This window comes from Streptomyces coeruleofuscus, assembly GCF_039532725.1.
GTDB classification, from domain to species: Bacteria; Actinomycetota; Actinomycetes; order Streptomycetales; family Streptomycetaceae; genus Streptomyces; species Streptomyces coeruleofuscus.
The window spans coordinates 1226214-1243848 of record NZ_BAAASE010000001.1; the positions used below are offsets into that span (position 1 = coordinate 1226214).

15 protein-coding genes and 1 tRNA gene are annotated in these 17635 nt (G+C 70.4%); 11 read left to right on the forward strand and 5 right to left on the reverse strand.

What is annotated here, in order from left to right; translation table 11 throughout:
* Window positions 1-9: 9 nt before the first annotated feature.
* On the reverse strand, window positions 10-987 hold the full coding sequence (iolC, locus tag ABFX81_RS05375; protein ID WP_086854914.1) for a 5-dehydro-2-deoxygluconokinase: 978 nt from the start codon (window positions 985-987) through the stop codon (window positions 10-12).
* Between the two features lie 320 nt (window positions 988-1307).
* On the opposite strand from iolC, the gene ABFX81_RS05380 reads away from it, so the two are divergent.
* The 7 genes from ABFX81_RS05380 (at window position 1308) to ABFX81_RS05410 (ending at window position 9814) form a co-directional block, all read left to right on the forward strand.
* The gene (locus ABFX81_RS05380) at window positions 1308-2327 is read left to right on the forward strand and encodes a substrate-binding domain-containing protein (RefSeq protein WP_086854915.1); all 1020 of its coding nucleotides are present in this window, start codon (window positions 1308-1310) and stop codon (window positions 2325-2327) included.
* Window positions 2327-3403 carry an ABC transporter permease gene (locus ABFX81_RS05385; RefSeq protein ID WP_346137681.1) on the forward strand — a complete coding sequence of 359 codons (1077 nt, stop codon included), beginning with the start codon at window positions 2327-2329 and terminating at the stop codon, window positions 3401-3403. The genes ABFX81_RS05380 and ABFX81_RS05385 overlap by 1 nt, the downstream gene beginning before the upstream one ends.
* Window positions 3404-3408: 5 nt before the next feature.
* The gene (locus ABFX81_RS05390) at window positions 3409-4320 is read left to right on the forward strand and encodes an ATP-binding cassette domain-containing protein (protein ID WP_086854917.1); all 912 of its coding nucleotides are present in this window, start codon (window positions 3409-3411) and stop codon (window positions 4318-4320) included.
* 1 nt (window position 4321) lies between these two features.
* Window positions 4322-5224 carry a TIM barrel protein gene (locus ABFX81_RS05395; protein WP_086854918.1) on the forward strand — a complete coding sequence of 301 codons (903 nt, stop codon included), beginning with the start codon at window positions 4322-4324 and terminating at the stop codon, window positions 5222-5224.
* 18 nt (window positions 5225-5242) lie between these two features.
* Window positions 5243-6262 carry a Gfo/Idh/MocA family oxidoreductase gene (locus ABFX81_RS05400; protein ID WP_086854919.1) on the forward strand — a complete coding sequence of 340 codons (1020 nt, stop codon included), beginning with the start codon at window positions 5243-5245 and terminating at the stop codon, window positions 6260-6262.
* Window positions 6263-6380: 118 nt separating this feature from the next.
* A complete protein-coding gene (locus ABFX81_RS05405) occupies window positions 6381-7184 on the forward strand; it encodes an SMODS-associated NUDIX domain-containing protein (protein ID WP_346137682.1) in 804 nt (267 codons plus the stop codon).
* On the forward strand, window positions 7181-9814 hold the full coding sequence (locus tag ABFX81_RS05410; RefSeq protein WP_086854921.1) for a hypothetical protein: 2634 nt from the start codon (window positions 7181-7183) through the stop codon (window positions 9812-9814). Before ABFX81_RS05405 ends, ABFX81_RS05410 begins: the two co-directional genes overlap by 4 nt.
* A 58-nt stretch (window positions 9815-9872) precedes the next feature.
* Here the strand turns inward: ABFX81_RS05410 and ABFX81_RS05415 are convergent, their stop codons facing one another.
* From ABFX81_RS05415 to ABFX81_RS05425, 3 genes are all read right to left on the reverse strand, one after another.
* A complete protein-coding gene (locus ABFX81_RS05415) occupies window positions 9873-10877 on the reverse strand; it encodes a Gfo/Idh/MocA family protein (RefSeq protein WP_086854922.1) in 1005 nt (334 codons plus the stop codon).
* 110 nt (window positions 10878-10987) lie between these two features.
* A complete protein-coding gene (locus ABFX81_RS05420; RefSeq protein ID WP_086854923.1) occupies window positions 10988-11764 on the reverse strand; it encodes an oxidoreductase in 777 nt (258 codons plus the stop codon).
* A gap of 8 nt (window positions 11765-11772) precedes the next feature.
* Window positions 11773-12930, reverse strand: coding sequence for a phytanoyl-CoA dioxygenase family protein (locus ABFX81_RS05425; RefSeq protein WP_086854924.1), 1158 nt, complete (start codon window positions 12928-12930; stop codon window positions 11773-11775).
* A 108-nt stretch (window positions 12931-13038) separates the two neighbouring features.
* Here ABFX81_RS05425 and ABFX81_RS05430 point away from each other — a divergent pair, with 108 nt between their 5' ends.
* Together ABFX81_RS05430 and ABFX81_RS05435 are read left to right on the forward strand one after the other, a co-directional pair.
* Window positions 13039-14073, forward strand: a complete 1035-nt coding sequence (locus tag ABFX81_RS05430; RefSeq protein ID WP_086854925.1) for a substrate-binding domain-containing protein — start codon at window positions 13039-13041, stop codon at window positions 14071-14073.
* Between the two features lie 73 nt (window positions 14074-14146).
* Entirely contained in the window at window positions 14147-14761 is a 615-nt protein-coding gene (locus ABFX81_RS05435; RefSeq protein ID WP_346137683.1) for a TMEM175 family protein, read from the forward strand.
* Between the two features lie 3 nt (window positions 14762-14764).
* Here ABFX81_RS05435 and ABFX81_RS05440 read toward each other — a convergent pair whose 3' ends face one another.
* On the reverse strand, window positions 14765-15928 hold the full coding sequence (locus ABFX81_RS05440) for a Gfo/Idh/MocA family protein (protein ID WP_086854926.1): 1164 nt from the start codon (window positions 15926-15928) through the stop codon (window positions 14765-14767).
* Between the two features lie 111 nt (window positions 15929-16039).
* Here ABFX81_RS05440 and ABFX81_RS05445 point away from each other — a divergent pair, with 111 nt between their 5' ends.
* Window positions 16040-17038, forward strand: a complete 999-nt coding sequence (locus ABFX81_RS05445; protein ID WP_086854927.1) for a substrate-binding domain-containing protein — start codon at window positions 16040-16042, stop codon at window positions 17036-17038.
* Between the two features lie 520 nt (window positions 17039-17558).
* A tRNA-Pro gene (locus ABFX81_RS05450) sits at window positions 17559-17632 on the forward strand.
* Window positions 17633-17635 lie beyond the last annotated feature (3 nt).

A 17635-nucleotide genomic window follows, 5' to 3' on the forward strand; every position in this document is an offset into this window, starting at 1 on the left:
AGGCTCCGTTCAGTGACTCGTGCTCGGCGACGACACCCCGGCGAGGAGGTCCTCGACCTCGGACTCGGCGGGCATCGCGGAGGAGCAGGCGAGGCGTGAGGCGACGAGGGCACCGGCGGCGTTGGCGTGGCGCATGGTCTTCTCCAGGTCCCAGCCGGCGAGCAGGCCGTGGCAGAGGGAACCGCCGAAGGCGTCGCCCGCGCCCAGGCCGTTGACCACCTCGACCGGCACCGGCGGCACCTCGGCCCGGGTGCCGTCGCGGTGCACGGCGAGGACGCCCTTGGGGCCCTGTTTGACGACGGCCAGTTCCACGCCCGCCTCCAGCAGCGCGTCGGCGCAGGCCTGCGGCTCGCGCACGCCGGTGGCGATCTCGCACTCGTCGAGGTTGCCGACCGCGACCGTGGCGTGGCGCAGCGCCTCGCGGTAGTACGGGCGGGCCTCCTCGGGGTCGGCCCAGAACATCGGCCGCCAGTCGAGGTCGAAGACGGTGACGCCCGCCTTGTCGCGGGCCTTGAGGGCGGCGAGCGTGGCGGAGCGGCTCGGCTCCTCGCTCAGGCCGGTCCCGGTGATCCAGAAGATCCGGGCTCCGCGGATCGCGAAGAAATCCAGCTCGTCGGTGTGGATCTCCAGGTCGGGGGCCTTGGGGCGGCGGTAGAAGTACAGCGGGAAGTCGTCCGGCGGGAAGATCTCGCAGAACGTGATCGGCGTGGGATACGCGTCGACCGGGGTGACCCAGCGGTCGTCGACGCCGAAGGACCTCAGCTCCTCGTGCAGGTAGGTGCCGAAGGGGTCGTTGCCGGTCCGGGTGATGACCGCCGTGCGGCGTCCGAGGCGTGCCGCGGCGACCGCCACATTGGCCGCCGAACCTCCAAGGAACTTCCCGAACGTCTCCACTTGGGGAAGAGGGACGCCGGTCTGGTGGGGATAGAGGTCGACTCCGATGCGGCCCATCGTGATCAAGTCGAAATACTGGGCTGGCCCGGCCATGCGCGACCTCCTCGGGAAGCTGGGGATGCGGGTCCGGAGCCGCCCTGACACCGTGGGGCGTGGGTGACCTGGGACCTGCCGCTTAACAGGTGTAGGTGCCCGAGCAGGGCCCTGTCAATAGTTTGTACTTACATTCGGACCTGCTTGTGAAATGATGTCTTAACAAAGTATTGACAGCGGGCGCGGCAGGGACTTGTATCCCGTGGCATCGCAACAGTCTGTTTGCGGCATCATGATCCGGACTCCGTAAGGCTCCGGGACCACGGATCCTCGTGATCCCCTCCTTTCCCCCGCAGTAGCACAGTGAGGTGCCAGGAAAGATGGACCGCTCTTCTCACCCCCGCTCCCGCAGAATCGCGCCGGTTGTCGCCGTTGCCGCGGCAGCGGCCCTGACCCTCGCCGGCTGCTCCAGCAGTTCCGGGGGCAAGAAGTCCGAGGAAGGCGCTGCCGACGCCTCCGCGGGCAAGGCGACCACGCCGCGCATGACCGTCGCCCTGGTCACCCACCAGGCCCCCGGTGACACCTTCTGGGACACCGTCCGCAAGGGCGCCGAGGCCGCCGCCGCCAAGGACAACATCAAGCTCGTCTACTCCGCCGACCCGAACGCGGGCAACCAGGCCAACCTGGTCCAGAACGCGATCGACCAGAAGGTCGACGGCATCGCCGTCACCCTCGCCAAGCCGGACGCCCTCAAGGGCGTCATAGGCAAGGCCGAGAAGTCCGGCATACCCGTGGTCGGACTCAACTCCGGCCTGAGCGACTGGAAGAAGCTCAACCTGCTGGAGTTCTTCGGCCAGGACGAGTCCGTCGCGGGCGAGGCCTTCGGCAAGAAGCTCAACGAGGTCGGCGCCAAGAAGGTCCTCTGCGTCATGCAGGAGCAGGGCAACGTCGGCCTGACGCAGCGCTGCGACGGCGTGGCCAAGACCTTCGAGGGCAAGGTCGACCCGCAGAACGTCAACGGCACCGACATGCCGTCCGTGAAGTCGACGATCACCGCCAAGCTGAAGCAGGACCCGTCCATCGACTACGTCGTCACCCTCGGCGCCCCCTTCGCGCTGACCGCGGTGCAGTCGGTCTCCGACGCCGGCAGCAAGGCGAAGATCGCCACCTTCGACCTGAACAAGGACCTGATCAAGTCCATCAAGGCCGGCGACATCCAGTTCGCCGTCGACCAGCAGCCCTACCTCCAGGGCTATCTGGCCGTCGACGGCCTGTGGCTCTACAAGAACAACGGCAACTACAGCGGCGGCGGCGAGCAGCCCGTGCTGACCGGCCCGGCCTTCGTCGACAAGTCCAACGTCGACAAGATCGGGGAGTTCGCCGCGAAGGGCACCCGGTGATGAGCATGACCCAACAGGCTGCGCCGGCGGTGGACACACCGCCGGCCCCCGGCCCCAAGCAGTCCGACGGCCGCACGCGGCAGCGCCCGATGGCGCTGCGGCTGCTGGCCCGGCCCGAGGTCGGCGTCTTCCTCGGCGCCGTCGCCGTGCTCGTGTTCTTCCTGTTCGCGGCACCGCCGGTGCGCGACGGCAGCTCGATGGCCAACATCCTGTACCAGTCGTCGACCATCGGGATCATGGCACTGCCGGTGGCCCTGCTGATGATCGGCGGCGAGTTCGACCTGTCGGCCGGTGTCGCCGTGGTCACCTCGGCGCTCACCGCGTCGATGCTCAGCTACCAGCTGACCATGAACGTCTGGGTCGGCGTGATCGTCGCCCTCCTGGTGTCGCTCGCCATCGGGGCGTTCAACGGCTGGCTGCTGGTCAAGACCGGGTTGCCCAGCTTCCTGGTCACCCTCGGCACCTTCCTGATCCTCCAGGGCGTGAACCTCGCCGTGACCAAGCTGGTCACCGGCAACGTCGCCACCGACGACATCAGCGACATGGACGGTTTCTCCCAGGCGCAGAAGCTCTTCGCCTCGACGTTCGAGGTCGGCGGGGTCAACGTCAAGATCACCGTGGTGTGGTGGCTGGTCTTCGCGGCCCTGGCCACCTGGGTGCTGCTGCGCACCAAGTACGGCAACTGGATCTTCGCGGTCGGCGGCAACAAGCACTCCGCCCGGGCCGTCGGTGTCCCGGTGACCTTCACCAAGATCTCCCTGTTCATGCTGGTCGGCTTCGGCGCCTGGTTCGTCGGCATGCACCAGCTGTTCTCCTTCAACACCGTGCAGTCCGGCGAGGGCGTGGGCCAGGAGCTCATCTACATCGCCGCGGCCGTCATCGGCGGCTGTCTGCTCACCGGCGGCTACGGCTCAGCGATCGGCCCGGTCTTCGGCGCCTTCATGTTCGGCATGGTGCAGCAGGGCATCGTCTACGCCGGCTGGAACCCGGACTGGTTCAAGGCCTTCCTCGGCGTGATGCTCCTCGGCGCCGTCCTCATCAATCTGTGGGTCCAGCGCACGGCGACCCGGAGGTGACCGCAATGACCAGCAACGAAACCGGCACCCACGGCGCCGTCCTGGAAGACACGCCGCCCGAGAAGGACCGACCCCTCGTCGAACTCCGCGGCGCCGGCAAGTCCTACGGCAACATCCGGGCCCTGCACGGCGTCGACCTGAAGGTCTTCCCCAACCAGGTCACCTGCGTCCTCGGCGACAACGGTGCCGGCAAGTCCACCCTCATCAAGATCGTTTCGGGTCTGCATCAGCACACCGAGGGCGAGTTCCTCGTCGACGGCGAACCGGTGCGCTTCTCCACCCCGCGCGAGGCCCTCGACAAGGGCATCGCCACGGTCTACCAGGACCTCGCCGTCGTCCCGCTGATGCCGGTGTGGCGCAACTTCTTCCTCGGCTCCGAGATGACCAAGGGCCCCTGGCCCGTCCGCCGTCTCGACATCGAGAAGATGAAGAAGACCGCCGACGAGGAACTGCGCAACATGGGCATCGTCCTCGACGACATGGAGCAGCCCATCGGCACGCTCTCCGGCGGCCAGCGCCAGTGCGTCGCGATCGCCCGCGCCGTCTACTTCGGCGCCCGCGTCCTCATCCTGGACGAACCGACCGCCGCCCTCGGCGTCAAGCAGTCCGGTGTGGTGCTGAAGTACATCGCCGCCGCCCGCGAGAAGGGCCTGGGCGTCATCTTCATCACCCACAACCCGCACCACGCCTACATGGTCGGCGACCACTTCAGCGTGCTGCGCCTCGGCACCATGGAACTGTCCGCCTCCCGCAGCGAGGTCAGCCTCGAGGAGCTGACCAACCACATGGCCGGCGGCACCGAACTCGCCTCCCTCAAGCACGAGTTGTCCCAGGTGCGCGGCGTCGACGTCGAGGAGCTCCCCGAAGCGGGAGACCTCACCGCCCCCGTAGCCACGTCTTCGGAAGGAAAGTCCTGACATGGCCCTCGCGCTCGACCGCATCCGGGTCGGCTCAGCCCCCGACTCCTGGGGCGTCTGGTTCCCCGACGACCCCCAGCAGGTGCCCTGGGAACGCTTCCTCGACGAGGTCGCCGAGGCCGGCTACTCGTGGATAGAACTCGGCCCGTACGGCTACCTGCCGACCGACCCGGCCCGGCTCACCGACGAGGTGACCAAGCGGAACCTGAAGGTCTCCGCGGGCACGATCTTCTGCGGCCTGCACCGCGGCCCGTCCGAGTGGGACTCCACCTGGGAGCAGGTCAGCCGGGTCGCCGCCCTCACCCAGGCCATGGACGCGAAGCACCTGGTCGTCATCCCGTCCTTCTGGCGGGACGACAAGACCGCCGAGATCCTGGAGCCGCCGGAGCTCACCACCGAGCAGTGGCGCAACCTCACCACGGGCATGGAGCGCCTCGGCCGTGAGGTGAAGGACACGTACGGTCTGGACATCGTCGTCCACCCGCACGCCGACACCCACATCGACACCGAGGAGCACGTCGAGCAGTTCCTCGACTCCACCGACTCCGGCGCGGTCAACCTCTGCCTGGACACCGGGCACTACGCCTACTGCGGCGGCGACAGCGTCAAGCTGATCGAGACGTACGGCGAGCGCATCGGCTATCTGCACCTCAAGCAGGTCGACCCGGACATCCTCGCCGACGTGGTCAAGAACGAGGTCCCGTTCGGCCCCGCCGTGGCGCGCGGAGTCATGTGCGAACCGCCCGCCGGTGTGCCCGAGCTGGGACCGGTCCTCACGGCCGCCCAGAAGCTGGGCGTGGACCTGTTCGCCATCGTCGAGCAGGACATGTACCCCTGCGAGCCGGACAAGCCGCTGCCGATCGCGGTGCGCACCCGCAAGTTCCTGAGGTCCTGCGGCGCCTGACGATCCGAAAGGACGGCCATGACTGAGCGCGCCACCCTGGGAGTCGCGGTCATCGGTACCGGAAGAATGGGCGCCGACCACGTGCGCCGCCTCCACGAAGTCACCAGCGGAGCACGGGTGGTGGCCGTCGCGGACGTCGACGCGGAGCGCGCGAAGGCCGTCGCCGCCCGCGTCGACGGCTGTACCGCACACACCGACCCGGCCGCCGCGCTGGCGGCCGCCGACGTCGACGCCGTCCTGATCGCCTCCCCGGGCCCGGCCCACGAGGCCACCCTGCTCGCCGCCTTCGAGCGCGACCTGCCCGTCCTGTGCGAGAAGCCGCTCACCCCCGACGCGGCCTCCGCCCTGCGCGTCCTCGAAGCCGAACTGCGCCTCGGCCACCGCCGTGTCCAGGTCGGCTTCATGCGCCGCTACGACCCCGAGTACGCGAAGCTGAGGGCCCTGCTGACGACGGGCCAGCTGGGCCGTCCGCTGATGCTGCACAACCGGCACCGCAACGTCGCCAGCCCGCCCTTCTTCACCAGCTCCATGCTCATCAGCGACTCCGTCGCCCACGAGGCGGACGTGACCCGCTGGCTGCTGGACCACGAGATCACGGCGGTCACGGTGCTGCGCCCGGCCCCGTCCGCCAACGCCCCCGACGGACTGCGCGATCCGCAGTTCGTCGTCTTCGAGACCGACGGCGGCGCCCTGTCCGACGTGGAGATCTTCGTCAACTGCGGCTTCGGCTACCAGGTGCAGGCCGAGGTGGTCTGCGAACGCGGCACCGCCCGCATCGGCGACGGCCACGCCCTGGTCACCAACATGGCCGGCCGCTGGGGCGGCACCATCGCCCAGGACTGGACCGAACGCTTCGAGACGGCCTACGACCGGGAGGTCCAGGCGTGGGTCGACGCCACCCGCCGCGGCGAGGTGACCGGCCCGAGCGTCTGGGACGGCTATGCAGCCGCCGCGGTGTGCGAGGCGGGGGTGCGGGCGCTGGAGGACGGCGGCCGGGTCGAGGTCGAACTGGTGGAGAGGCCGCCCCTGTACCGGTGACCTGGCTGTCCGGAGGGATCCGGGAACCCAAGTCACTCATTGGGATTGTCGTACCGGAAGGGGGGCGCAACGGGACACACCGGCCGCTAGGATCCATTCCTCGCAGAGGGGGGTCTCAGTGATCGAAGACATCGCGCTTCGCGTTGCCGCCACGGTAGCCGCGGCATTGGTCATCTACATCGGCAAGACGGTCTGGCAGAACCGGCGGCATCTACGGCTGCTGCTCCTCCTGTTCACGCCGTGGCGGCGTGTGCGCGTCTCCGTGGCCGTGCTCCTGCGACTCGGCGATGAGGATCGCTACGTCCTGTTCGACTCGCCCACTCGGCCGGCGGCCTTCGGCCCGCCCGGAGGAGTGGTCAAGTACCACGAGACCGGGCTCCGCAAGCTGGACAAGCTGGGATTCGAGTACGAGGAACGCAGCCAGGAGGTGATGAGGTGCGACTTACGAGGCTTCGTGCGAGCGGCCAGGATGCCGGACTTCGCTCGCTGGTTGCACGGCGGCACCGGCCGTGAGTCGGCGGCCGACTGTCTGCGCCGCGAGCTCGTCGAGGAACTCGGCGAGGTCGGTCACCCCGAACTGGCCCCGCTGGTGGCGTCCGTCAACTTCACCCTGGTCCGTCGTGTGACCGACGGACCACTGAAAGTGGCCGGTGCGTCGTACCAGCAGGTCCGCTTATTCGAGGTGCACGACCTTCTGCTCGACAAGCCGCACGCCGTCGAACTCCGTTCAGCGTTGCTGGCCCTGGCGCGTGACCCCGCGGAACAGCACGTCATCGCCGTGGGCCGGCAGGGCATCGCTCTCGGGCGGGAAGGTGTGCACATGGTGCTTCCGCAGTCCGCCTTCCTGATCGGCGACGAGCGCCTGCGCGAGGACATCCAGCCGGTGCGGCGGCCCACCGCCGGACAGGCGGAGACCCCGTGAGCGAAGATCTCCTGACGCTGCTGTACCGGCAGACGCTCACGCTGAACTTCCCGTTCACCCCTGACCTCCTGGACCGGGTGACGGACTTCTGCCCGGACGGCACCTTCCAGCAGCTGTTGGACCCCCGGACCGCCCTGGGCGCCCTCCCCGTCGTCTGGCGCGCGTCCTACAACGAACTCGAGCCCGAGCGGGCCATCCTCGTCTGTCTCGCCATGCGCAACGTCCTGCGACCGGGGCCTGCCGTGGTCGGGACGCGGTTCGCCGGACTGCGCTGGGACGCGACCTTCTTCCACGTGCACCTGTATCTGGCCGGGTCGCTGCAGCAGTACGCCACCGAACAGATGGCCCGGGGACGCAGCCGTCTGGTCCGCCCCATGCTGGAGGAGGCCATCCGCTGCTGGGAGATCGTGGAGCCCGACGCGGACCGGTTGTTGGCTCCCACGAGCAAGGCACGCCGCATCTGGCGCGGGAAGCGCGGAGTCACCCGGCTCTACCTGGCCCGCAACACACGGCAGCCCTTCGAACTCCTGCGGGGAGCCCGCACGGACCTGGAGTACGCCGAGGCGGCGGACGACCACAGCCCAGGGCACTACACGTTCCTGCTGGAGGTGCTCACCCGGCTGTCCGACGACCCGGCTGAACTGCCCATGCTCTGGGAGGCTGCCGATGCCCTCATCGAACGGGCGGCCCCGCGGGTTGTCGGTTCCTCCCGCTGGCTGGTCACTCTTGGGGAGCATCGGCTCAAGCGGGCGCAGTCACCGTACGGACACCCCGCCGACGGACTCGACGTCCAGTCCGCCTCCGCGCTGTACAGGCAATTGTGCACCGACCTGGTGGCGGCCGATGAGCAGAGCAGGGAGGCCAAGGTGGTGCTGGGGCGGGCGGCCCTGCACTACGCGAAGGTCATGAAGCTCGCGGGCGGCGCGGACGACGAGGCGGTGATGCTCCTGCGCGAGGCGAGGGACGTCCTCACCGCGTGTCTCGACGACGACCCGGCCGACACCGGCGGGGAAGTGGACGTCCAGGAGATCTCCTCCGCGCGTGTCACCGGCATGCTCGGCGAGGTCGCACTGCGATTGCACTCGCTCACACGGGTACAGCACCATCTCACCGAGGCGATCAGTTGGCTCGAAACGGCCTCTCAGGATCCCCACGCCCCGGACAATGTCCACGGCCTGCTGGGTGAGGCGTACCTGCGGCGGGCCCGTACGGGCAGTGAGAAGGACCTGCGGACCGCACTCGAGTACAAGGCCAGGGCTCGCGACGTCGGCGACTCCAACCCCGGGAACTTCAGCGTTTCGGCCGCCGGCCACTTCCAGCTGTGGCGGAAGACGGGCGCGCCTCAAGAGTTTTCCACGGCGGTCGACCTCGCTGTCGCGGCGTGGGAACTCGATCCCCAGTGGCCCTGGCCGCTGATGCAACTCGCGGAGTTCGCGGCAGCAGGGGCCCGGAAGGGCATACCGGCAGGGCCCCCGCAGGAGAGTGCGACGCCGGAACTCGAGGAAGAAGGGCATGCTGACCCGAAGGGGTCGGAAGTTCGGCGTGCGGTCCGCGAGGGCGATCAGGCCCGGCTTTACCAGGAAGCGGCATGGACTGCCGTGCACGCCCAGCCCTTCCGCCAGGAGGTTCTCGGAGGACGGTCGGAAACCTTCGTACTGGACGATCCCCAGCGTCTCCTGTCGGCGACGCTGGTGCTGAAACCGACCAGCCGGGCTGAGGCCGAGGCGGAACGCGACCACCTGGCGTCACTGCGGCAGTATCTGCGAAACACTGGGGCACCGGGCTGGATGCTGTTGCCCGTCCCCTTGGCGATGGTCGAACTTCCCCGGGACTGGCCGACTTCGCGTGATCCCGCGCCGGACACCGCGCTGGCATCGCGTCGCGCGGTGGGCCGCAGCCTGGCAGCGGCCATCGCGGACGCTTACGAAGGGCGGAGCGGGCAACCGCTGGCCTCGGTCTCCCAGGCGATCCGATACCTGGCACGCATCCACGTCTGGGCGACGGAGATGTCGGGACTGCGGCCGGGACAGGCACCCGCGACCACGAGCAACGCCTACGAGAGGGTCGCGGATGACCTGACGAAGCGCGCGGGTCGGCTCGGCGTCCCTGACGCGAACGCGTGCGCTGCTCGCTGGAGGTCGGTGACACCCTCCGCGCTTCCTCCGGTACCGGGTCGTGACGCGCACGCGGAGAACTGGCTGGTCACCGACAACGGCCGGATGGTCGCGCTCGACCTCGAACCGCACGGCCACCTGCCCCTGCTCTACGAGGTGGCTCAGTTGGTCGAGGACCATGCCGCCCTGGACCTCAAGGACAGCGACTGGCCGGAACGCGTGGCTCTGTGCCAGCTCTACCTGGACGAGTTGGCGCACCTCGGATACCCGGTCACTGTCGCCCACGCTGACGTACTTCCCGCCTACCAGTCGTTCGCCCTGGTACGCGCGTTGTTCCTGATGGAGCATCTGTCGGAGACGGCGGCAGCCGACTCCGCCGTGTCCACGGGCTCACGCCGCTGGGCGCAGCGGCGTCTCTTCCATGCTCACGCTCTGCTGGAACGGTGCGAGGAGACGGCGGCCGCACCCGGGCTGCGCGACTTGGCCGGGGAGCTGCGGGGCTTCCTCGACGGCTGACGGCGGGTCCGTGCTCCTTCCACGGCACGGACCTGACCTCGCGCGACAAGGACGGCCGTCAGCCCTCCCGCACCTCCGCGATCGTCACAGGGCGGTGCTCGTGCAGCGACAGTGTGCACGCGTCGGCGATCCAGCCCGCCTCCAGGGCGTCCTCGATCGTGCAGGGGGAGGGGCGGGTGCCGGCGACGACCTCGGTGAACGCGGTCAGTTCGGCGCGGTAGGCCTCGGTGAAGCGGTCCATGAAGAAGTCGTGCGGGGTGCCCGCCGGGAAGGTCACGCCCGGCTCGACCGAACGCAGCGGCAGCTTGTCCTCCAGGCCGACGGCGATGGAGTCCGTGAAGCCGTGGATCTCCATGCGGACGTCGTAACCGCGGGCGTTGTGGCGGGAGTTGGAGACCACCGCGATGGTGCCGTCGTCCAGGGTGAGGATCGCGCCGGTGGTGTCGGCGTCACCGGCCTCCTTGATGAAGTCGGCCCCGCGGTTGCCGCCCACGGCGTACACCTCGGTCACCTCACGTCCGGTCACCCAGCGGATGATGTCGAAGTCGTGCACCGAGCAGTCGCGGAAGATGCCGCCGGAGGCGGCGATGTACGCGGCGGGCGGAGGCGCCGGGTCGAGCGTGGTCGAGCGGACCGTGTGCAGCTTGCCGAGCTCGCCGCCCTGCACGGCGGCGCGGGCGTTGACGAAACCGGTGTCGAAGCGGCGGTTGTAGCCGATCTGGATCGGCACGCCCTTGCCCTGGACGGCCTTCAGCACCTCGACGCCCTCGCTCATCGTCTTGGCGACGGGCTTCTCGCAGAAGACGGGGATGCCGGCCTCCACCCCGGCCAGGATCAGCGCGGGGTGGGCGTCCGTCGCGGCCGCGACGACGATGCCGTCCACGCCGGCGGCCAGCAGGGCCTCCGGCGAGTCCACGACCTCTGCGCCGAACCGCTCGGCGGCGGCCTTGGCGGCGTCCGCGAACGGGTCGGTGACGACGAGGGACTCGACGGCGTCGAGCCCGGAAAGGGTCTCGGCGTGGAAGGCGCCGATGCGGCCGAGACCGAGGATTCCGATACGCATGGGGTGTTGCTCCTTGTTGCAGGGTGTGATGCGCCCCTAAGGGGCGCGGGGAACTGCGCGACGAGCCACAACGGCGCCGCACACGACCAACGACAAAGCGCGGCAAATCCTTAGTCGAGTCCTCCGAGCACGTTCTGATCCCAATCGATCACCGACCCGGTAACCACCCCGGACCGCTCCGACAGCAGAAACACAACAAACTCGGCGATCTCATCCGGCTGGCCCAACTTGCCCATGGGCAGCCGGGCAGCAGCGACCTCACGCCAGTCGTCCCCGGCCCCGTGGAAGGCCTTCTGCGTGGCGTCCTCGCCTTCCGTCGCCGTCCAGCCGATGTTCAGCCCGTTGATCCGGATCCGGTCCCACCGATGCGCGTGCGCGGCGTTCCGGGTCAGGCCGATCAGGCCGGCCTTCGCGGCGACGTACGGCGCCAGGAACGGCTGCCCGCCGTGCGCCGACGACGTGATGATGTTGACGATCGTGCCGGGTGCCTCACGCGCGACCATGTCCGCGACCGCCGCCTGCATGGCGAAGAACGGCCCCTTGAGGTTGATCGCGATGTGCTGGTCGAACAGCTCGGGCGTGGTGTCCAGCAGCGTCCCCCGGGAGGTCAGCCCGGCGGAGTTCACGAGGCAGTCGACGCGGCCGTACGCCTCCACGACCCGGGCCACGGAGGCCTTCGCCTGCGCGGCGTCCGACAGGTCGGCCCGGACGTACAAGGCCTTGCCGCCCGCGGCGGTCAGCTCCGCCACCAGGGCCTCGCCGGGCCCGGGGCGCCGCCCGGTGACGGCCACGACCGCCCCCTCGCGGACCGCGGCCCGCGCGATGGCGGCGCCGACACCCTGGCTGCCGCCGTTGACCAGGACGGCCTTGTCGTCGAGAAGTCCCACGATGTCCCTCAGCTCTCTCGCCGTGCGGTACCGGCCCGCAGCTCCGCCCGGAGCACCTCCGGCGGCCACCCCTCGTACAGGGCCCGCCGCACGAGATCCGCCTGCGAGGGCGGGGCCAGGCCGTCGACCGGCGGATCGCTGTCGAGGTTGGTGGGGAAGGGGTAGCCCTCGGCGCTCGCCGCGATGACGTTGGCCAGCCACGCGTCGCTCGCGCCCTCGGCCTTCCGCTTCAGCAGCACGGGGTACACCGCGTTCGCCACGGCCTCCCGGTCCACCGTCTCCATCGCGCGCCCGAACGCGGACGACACCTGCAACAGGTTGGCCATGCGCCGGATGTCCGCCGAACGGTTGGTGCCGGCGGCGTGGAAGAGAGCCGGGTTGAAGAAGACCGCGTCGCCCTTCGCGAGCGGCAGCTGCACCTGGTGCGCCTCGAAGTACGCCCGGAACTCCGGGCGCCGCCAGGCGAGGTAGCCCGGCTCGTACGTCTGCGAGTGCGGCAGATACATCGTGGGCCCCGACTCCACCGGCATGTCGCAGTGCGCGACCGCGCCCTGGAGGGTCAGCACGGGGGAGAGGCGGTGCACGTGCCCGGGGTAGGCGGCGGCGGCCTCGTCGGACAGGAAGCCCAGATGGTAGTCGCGGTGCGCGGTCTGGGCGGCGCCGCCCGGGTTGACCACGTTGAGCTGCGAGGTGACCTGGTAGCCGGGGCCCAGCCAGGCCGTCGCCACGAGGGCCAGGACGTCGTTGGCGTAGTAGTCGGCGAACGCCTCCGCGTCGTACAGGGCCGCCTTCTCCAGCGCGTTCCACACCCGGTCGTTGGCGCCCGGCTTGGCGAAGTGGTCACCGGCCGTCGCGCCCGAGGCGCGCTGCTCGGCGATCAGGGCGTCGAACACGGCGGTGGCCCGGTCCACGACCTCCGGGTCGGGAAAGGCACCGCGGAAGACGACGATGCCGGGCCCCTCGGCGAGCGCGCGCACCAGCTCGGCCTGGACCACCCGGTCGCCCTCGAGCAGACCGGCGTCGTAGACCGGCACGTTCCGCTCCACGGCCGAGGCGTGCGGATAGTCGGCGGGGTCCGTCGCCCGCTCGACCAGCGCGCGGAACGCGTCGAGATCGCAGTCCTGCTCGGACAGCCAGACACGGGGGTGTACGGAAGTGAAGGACATCGTCGTCCCTTCGGGGTCATGGAGCGACGCAGCCCTGTCATTCTTGTCAGTACAAACCCCTCGAACAACCAGCAGGCAGCCATCAAAAACCCCTCAAGGAGCCGGCGCATGGGCCACCCCTTCCCGATCCGGGAGATCGCCCGTCAGGCGGGCCTGAGCGAGGCGACCGTCGACCGCGTCCTCAACGGGCGCGGCGGGGTCCGGGAGAGCACCGCGCAGGAGGTGCGCCGGGCGATAGCCGATCTGGACCGGCAGCGCACCCAGGTCAGGCTCGTCGGCAGGACGTTCATGGTCGACATCGTGATGCAGGCGCCCGAGCGCTTCACCACCGCGATCCGCGCCGCCCTGGAGGCCGAGCTGCCGTCCCTGCACCCGGCGGTGCTGCGCTCCCGCTTCCACTTCCGCGAGACCGGCCCGGTCGGGGAGCTGGTGCGGATCCTGGACCGGATCACCCGGCGCGGTTCGCAGGGCGTGATCCTCAAGGCCCCGGACGTCCCCGAGGTCACCGCCGCCGTCGGCCGCGTCGAAGCCGCCGGCATCCCGGTCGTGACCCTGGTGACCGACCTGCCCGCCAGCGCCCGCCGCGCCTACGTCGGCATCGACGACCGGGCGGCGGGCGCGACGGCCGCGTATCTGATGGGCCAGTGGCTGGGGGAGCGCCCGGGCAACATCCTGACCAGCCTCAGCAGCGGTTTCTTCCGCAACGAGGAGGAGCGCGAGATGGGTTTCCGCAGCGCCATGCGGGCCCGGCACCCCGAGCGCACGCTGGTCGAGATCGCCGAGGGGCAGGGGCTGGACGCCACCCAGTACGACCTCGTCCGGGCCGCGCTGGAACGCGACCCGGACATCCGCGCCGTGTACTCGATCGGCGGCGGCAACATCGCCACGCTGAAGGCCTTCGACGACCTCGGCCGCGACTGCGCCGTGTTCGTCGCGCACGACCTGGACCACGACAACACCCGGCTGCTGCGCGCGCACCGCCTGTCCGCCGTGCTCCACCACGACCTGCGTCAGGACGTGCGCGAAGCCTGCCACACGGTCATGCGGGCGCACGGCGCGCTGCCGCCGGCCGGGCCGTCGTTGCCGTCGGCGATCCAGGTGGTGACGCCGTACAACATGCCGCCGCAGGCGACGGCCGTGTGAGCCCGGGTGGTGTCGGGCGGGACCTCGGCGTGTATCCGGAGCGCGGTGCGCCACGGCCCCTACGGTCGTCCTCATGTGGACCTCGCGCCCGGACGGCGGGCCGGACCGGTTGCTGACGCTCGCCGACGGCGTGTTCGCCATCGCCATCACGCTGCTGGTCCTGGACCTCTACGTCCCGCGCGGCCTGGACGCGGACGAGTATCGACAAGCCCTGCACCGGCTGCTCCCGGACCTCGGGGCCTACGCGCTCAGCGTCGCGGTGCTCGGCAGCTTCTGGCGCGACCACCGCAGGATCTTCCGTGACGTACGGGAGGTCGACGGACATGTGGTCATCCTGTCCCTCACCGGCCTGGGCGTCGCGGCCCTGGTGCCCTTCCCGACCAGGCTGCTCGCGGAGTACGGCGACGTGCCCGTGTCGGTCGCCGTGTACGCGGCGGCGGTGGCCGCACTGGGCGCCTGCCATCTGGCACTGGCCGCCGTCCTGGCGAAACGCCCCTGGCTCCGTGACGGCACCCCATCCGACACCAGCAGCACGCCTTACCTCCTCGAGAGCGCCACGCTGGTGGTGGTGTTCGCGGTGACCGTCCCGTTGGCCCTGGTGGCCGGGGCCCACGCCATGTGGCTGTGGCTCGTCCTCGCCCCGGTGAGGTTCGTTCTGGGCCGCCGCCCCCAGAGGGCGGCGGGCTGAACGTCAGGCCCCCGCAGCCACGTCCGCCCACGCACCGCTCGACGCCGACCGCGCCATCGCGTCCAGCGCGGCCGCACTGTGCACGGCGTCCGCGAGGGTCGCCCCGTGCGGGGTGCCCTCGGCGACCGACCGGAGGAAGCGGTACGCCTCGATGACCTTCAGGTCGTCGTACCCCATGGCGTTCGCCGCGCCGGGCTGGAACGCGGCGAACTCGCCGTGGCCGGGGCCGACGTACACCGTCGTGACGGCCTGGTCCTGGTAGGTCGTGCCGTGGCTGATCCCCAGCTCGTTCATGCGGCGGAAATCCCAGAACACCGCGCCCTTGGTGCCGTGCACCTCGAAGCCGTAGTTGTTCTGCTCGCCGACCGAGACCCGGCAGGCCTCCAGCACACCGCGCGCCCCTGAGGCGAAGCGGAGCAGGCAGCTGACGTAGTCCTCGTTCTCGACCGGGCCGAGCTCGCCGCCGGATGCGCGGCTGTGGCCCGCCGTCGCCCCGGCGGGACGGGCCCGCTCCGGAAGGAAGATCGCCGTGTCGGCCGTCAGGGACGCGATGTCGCCCAGCAGGTGACGGGCGAGGTCCGTGCCGTGCGAGGCCAGGTCGCCCAGCACGCCGCTGCCGCCCCGCTCCCGCTCGTACCGCCACGTCAACGCGCCCTCGGGATGGGCCGCGTAGTCGCTGAACAGCCGGATGCGCACATGCGTGACCGTGCCGATGTCCCCCGAGGCGATCAGCTCGCGGGCCGCCTCGACGGCGGGCGCGTTGCGGTAGTTGAAGCCGACGGCACCCTGCACACCCGCCCGGGCCACCGCGTCCGCCACCGCACGGGCGTCCCCGGCGGTCAGACCCACCGGCTTCTCGATCCAGATGTGCTTGCCCGCCTCGGCCATGGCGACCCCGATCTCGCGGTGCAGGAAGTTCGGCGCGGTGATGCTGACCGCCCGCACCCGGGGGTCGTCGGCCACCTCACGCCAGTCACGCGTGGTCGACGCGAACCCGAACTGCGCGGCGGCCTCCTCCGCCCGGCCCGGCACCTCCTCGGCGACCGTGACCAGCTCCGGAACGAGGGGCAGCTGCGGATAGTGGTGCCGCACGCGCGCGTACGCCTGGGTGTGCACCCGCCCCATCCAGCCGAAACCGACGACGGCGACGCCGAGCGTGTCCACCATGAGAGCCCCTCTTTGGACCGTTCCACAACCTGTCCCGGCCACCCTGGGCGGGATTTCCCGTTGCTGTCAACCCTTTGACAAGCAGCTGACCCGCATGGAACGGTCCACCTCATGAGAGCGCCGACGATCCGCGACGTTGCCGAACGGGCCGGCGTCTCCAAGTCGCTGGTCTCCCTGGTGCTGCGCGGCTCCGACCAGGTGCGCGCCGAGAAGCGCGAGGCCGTGCTCCGAGCCGCCCAGGAGCTCGGCTACCGGCCCAACGCCGCCGCGCGCAGCCTCAGCGAGCGGCGCACCCGCACGGTCGGCGTCCTGCTGAACGACCTGCGCAACCCGTGGTTCGTCGAACTCCTCGACGGCCTGAACTCCCTCCTGCACGCCAACGGCCTGCAGATGCTGCTCGCCGACGCCCGCCTCAACCGCCGCACGGGCCAGGACCCGGCCGAACCGCTCCTGGACCTCCGCGTCGACGGTCTGGTCGTGGTGGGCACCCTGCCCGATCCGGCGGCCCTCGGCGCGGTCGCCGAGCGGATGCCGGTGGTGCTGGCGGGTGCCCGCGAGCCCGTGCCACCCGGGGTGGACCAGATCGCCGGCGACGACGAGCAGGGCGCCCGGCTGGTCACCGAGCACCTCATCGGCCTCGGCCACCGCCGCATCGCGCACCTCGCGGGCTACGGAGCCGTCGGCGAACTGCGCCGCCGCAGCTTCGAGGCGACGATGCGGGCGCACGGCCTGGCGGACCGGGCCGTCGTCGAGACCGGCGACATGACCGAGGAGAGCGGCTACCGCGCCACCGTCCGCCTCCTCAGCCGCCCCGACCGCCCCACAGCCGTCTTCGCCGTCAACGACATCACCTGCGTCGGCGCCCTCTCCGCGGCGGAGGAACTGGGCCTGCGCGTCCCGCACGACGTGTCCGTCGTCGGCTACGACAACACGAGCATCTCCCGGCTGCGCCACCTGTGGCTCACCACCGTCGACAACGCCGGCCACGAGGTCGGCCGCCGCGCCGCCCGCTTCCTCCTCGACCGGTTCGAGCGGCCCGGGGGAGAGGGGCGGCTCCAACTGGCGGCGCCGACACTGGAGATCCGGGGGACGACGGCGCGGCCGTCGTAGTGACCGAGGGCAACGCCGGCGTTCGCACTTCCCTGAGCGGGGAACGGACCGCGTTGTCCGTCTCGACCTCTATGCCCTGGTCAGGTGTACCCGTCGACTTAGCGTATTGTTTGCGGCATATGCCCATGAGTTGAGGCTTGCGGGCATCCTAGGGCGAAGGGGGAGCAACGGGTGGATGACGCGCGGGACCGGCGTGTCCGGCGAGCCGAAGCGACCGGAGGTGCCGTCACGGGCCTCCTCGCCATCGCGTCCTGTGCCGGACACGCGACCAAGGCGGACCTGCCCTGGTGGGCCGTCCTGGCCGTCGCCGTGTCGACAGCGGCCCTCGTCGGCTGGACCGGGGCACATCTCGGCGGCCGGTGCGGGGGACGCGACGAGGCCGCCTCGGAGCCCGGCGAGAAACCCCTCGGCGCGTGTGCGATCACCGGTTACCCGCCGCTGGATGTCCACGAGGGCACGGTGTGCGGATGCGGTAGGGTTGACCTGCGCGATCACGCGGTTCACCCGCGCGAGGGCGCATCGGGACGTGGCGCAGCTTGGTAGCGCACTTGACTGGGGGTCAAGGGGTCGCAGGTTCAAATCCTGTCGTCCCGACTG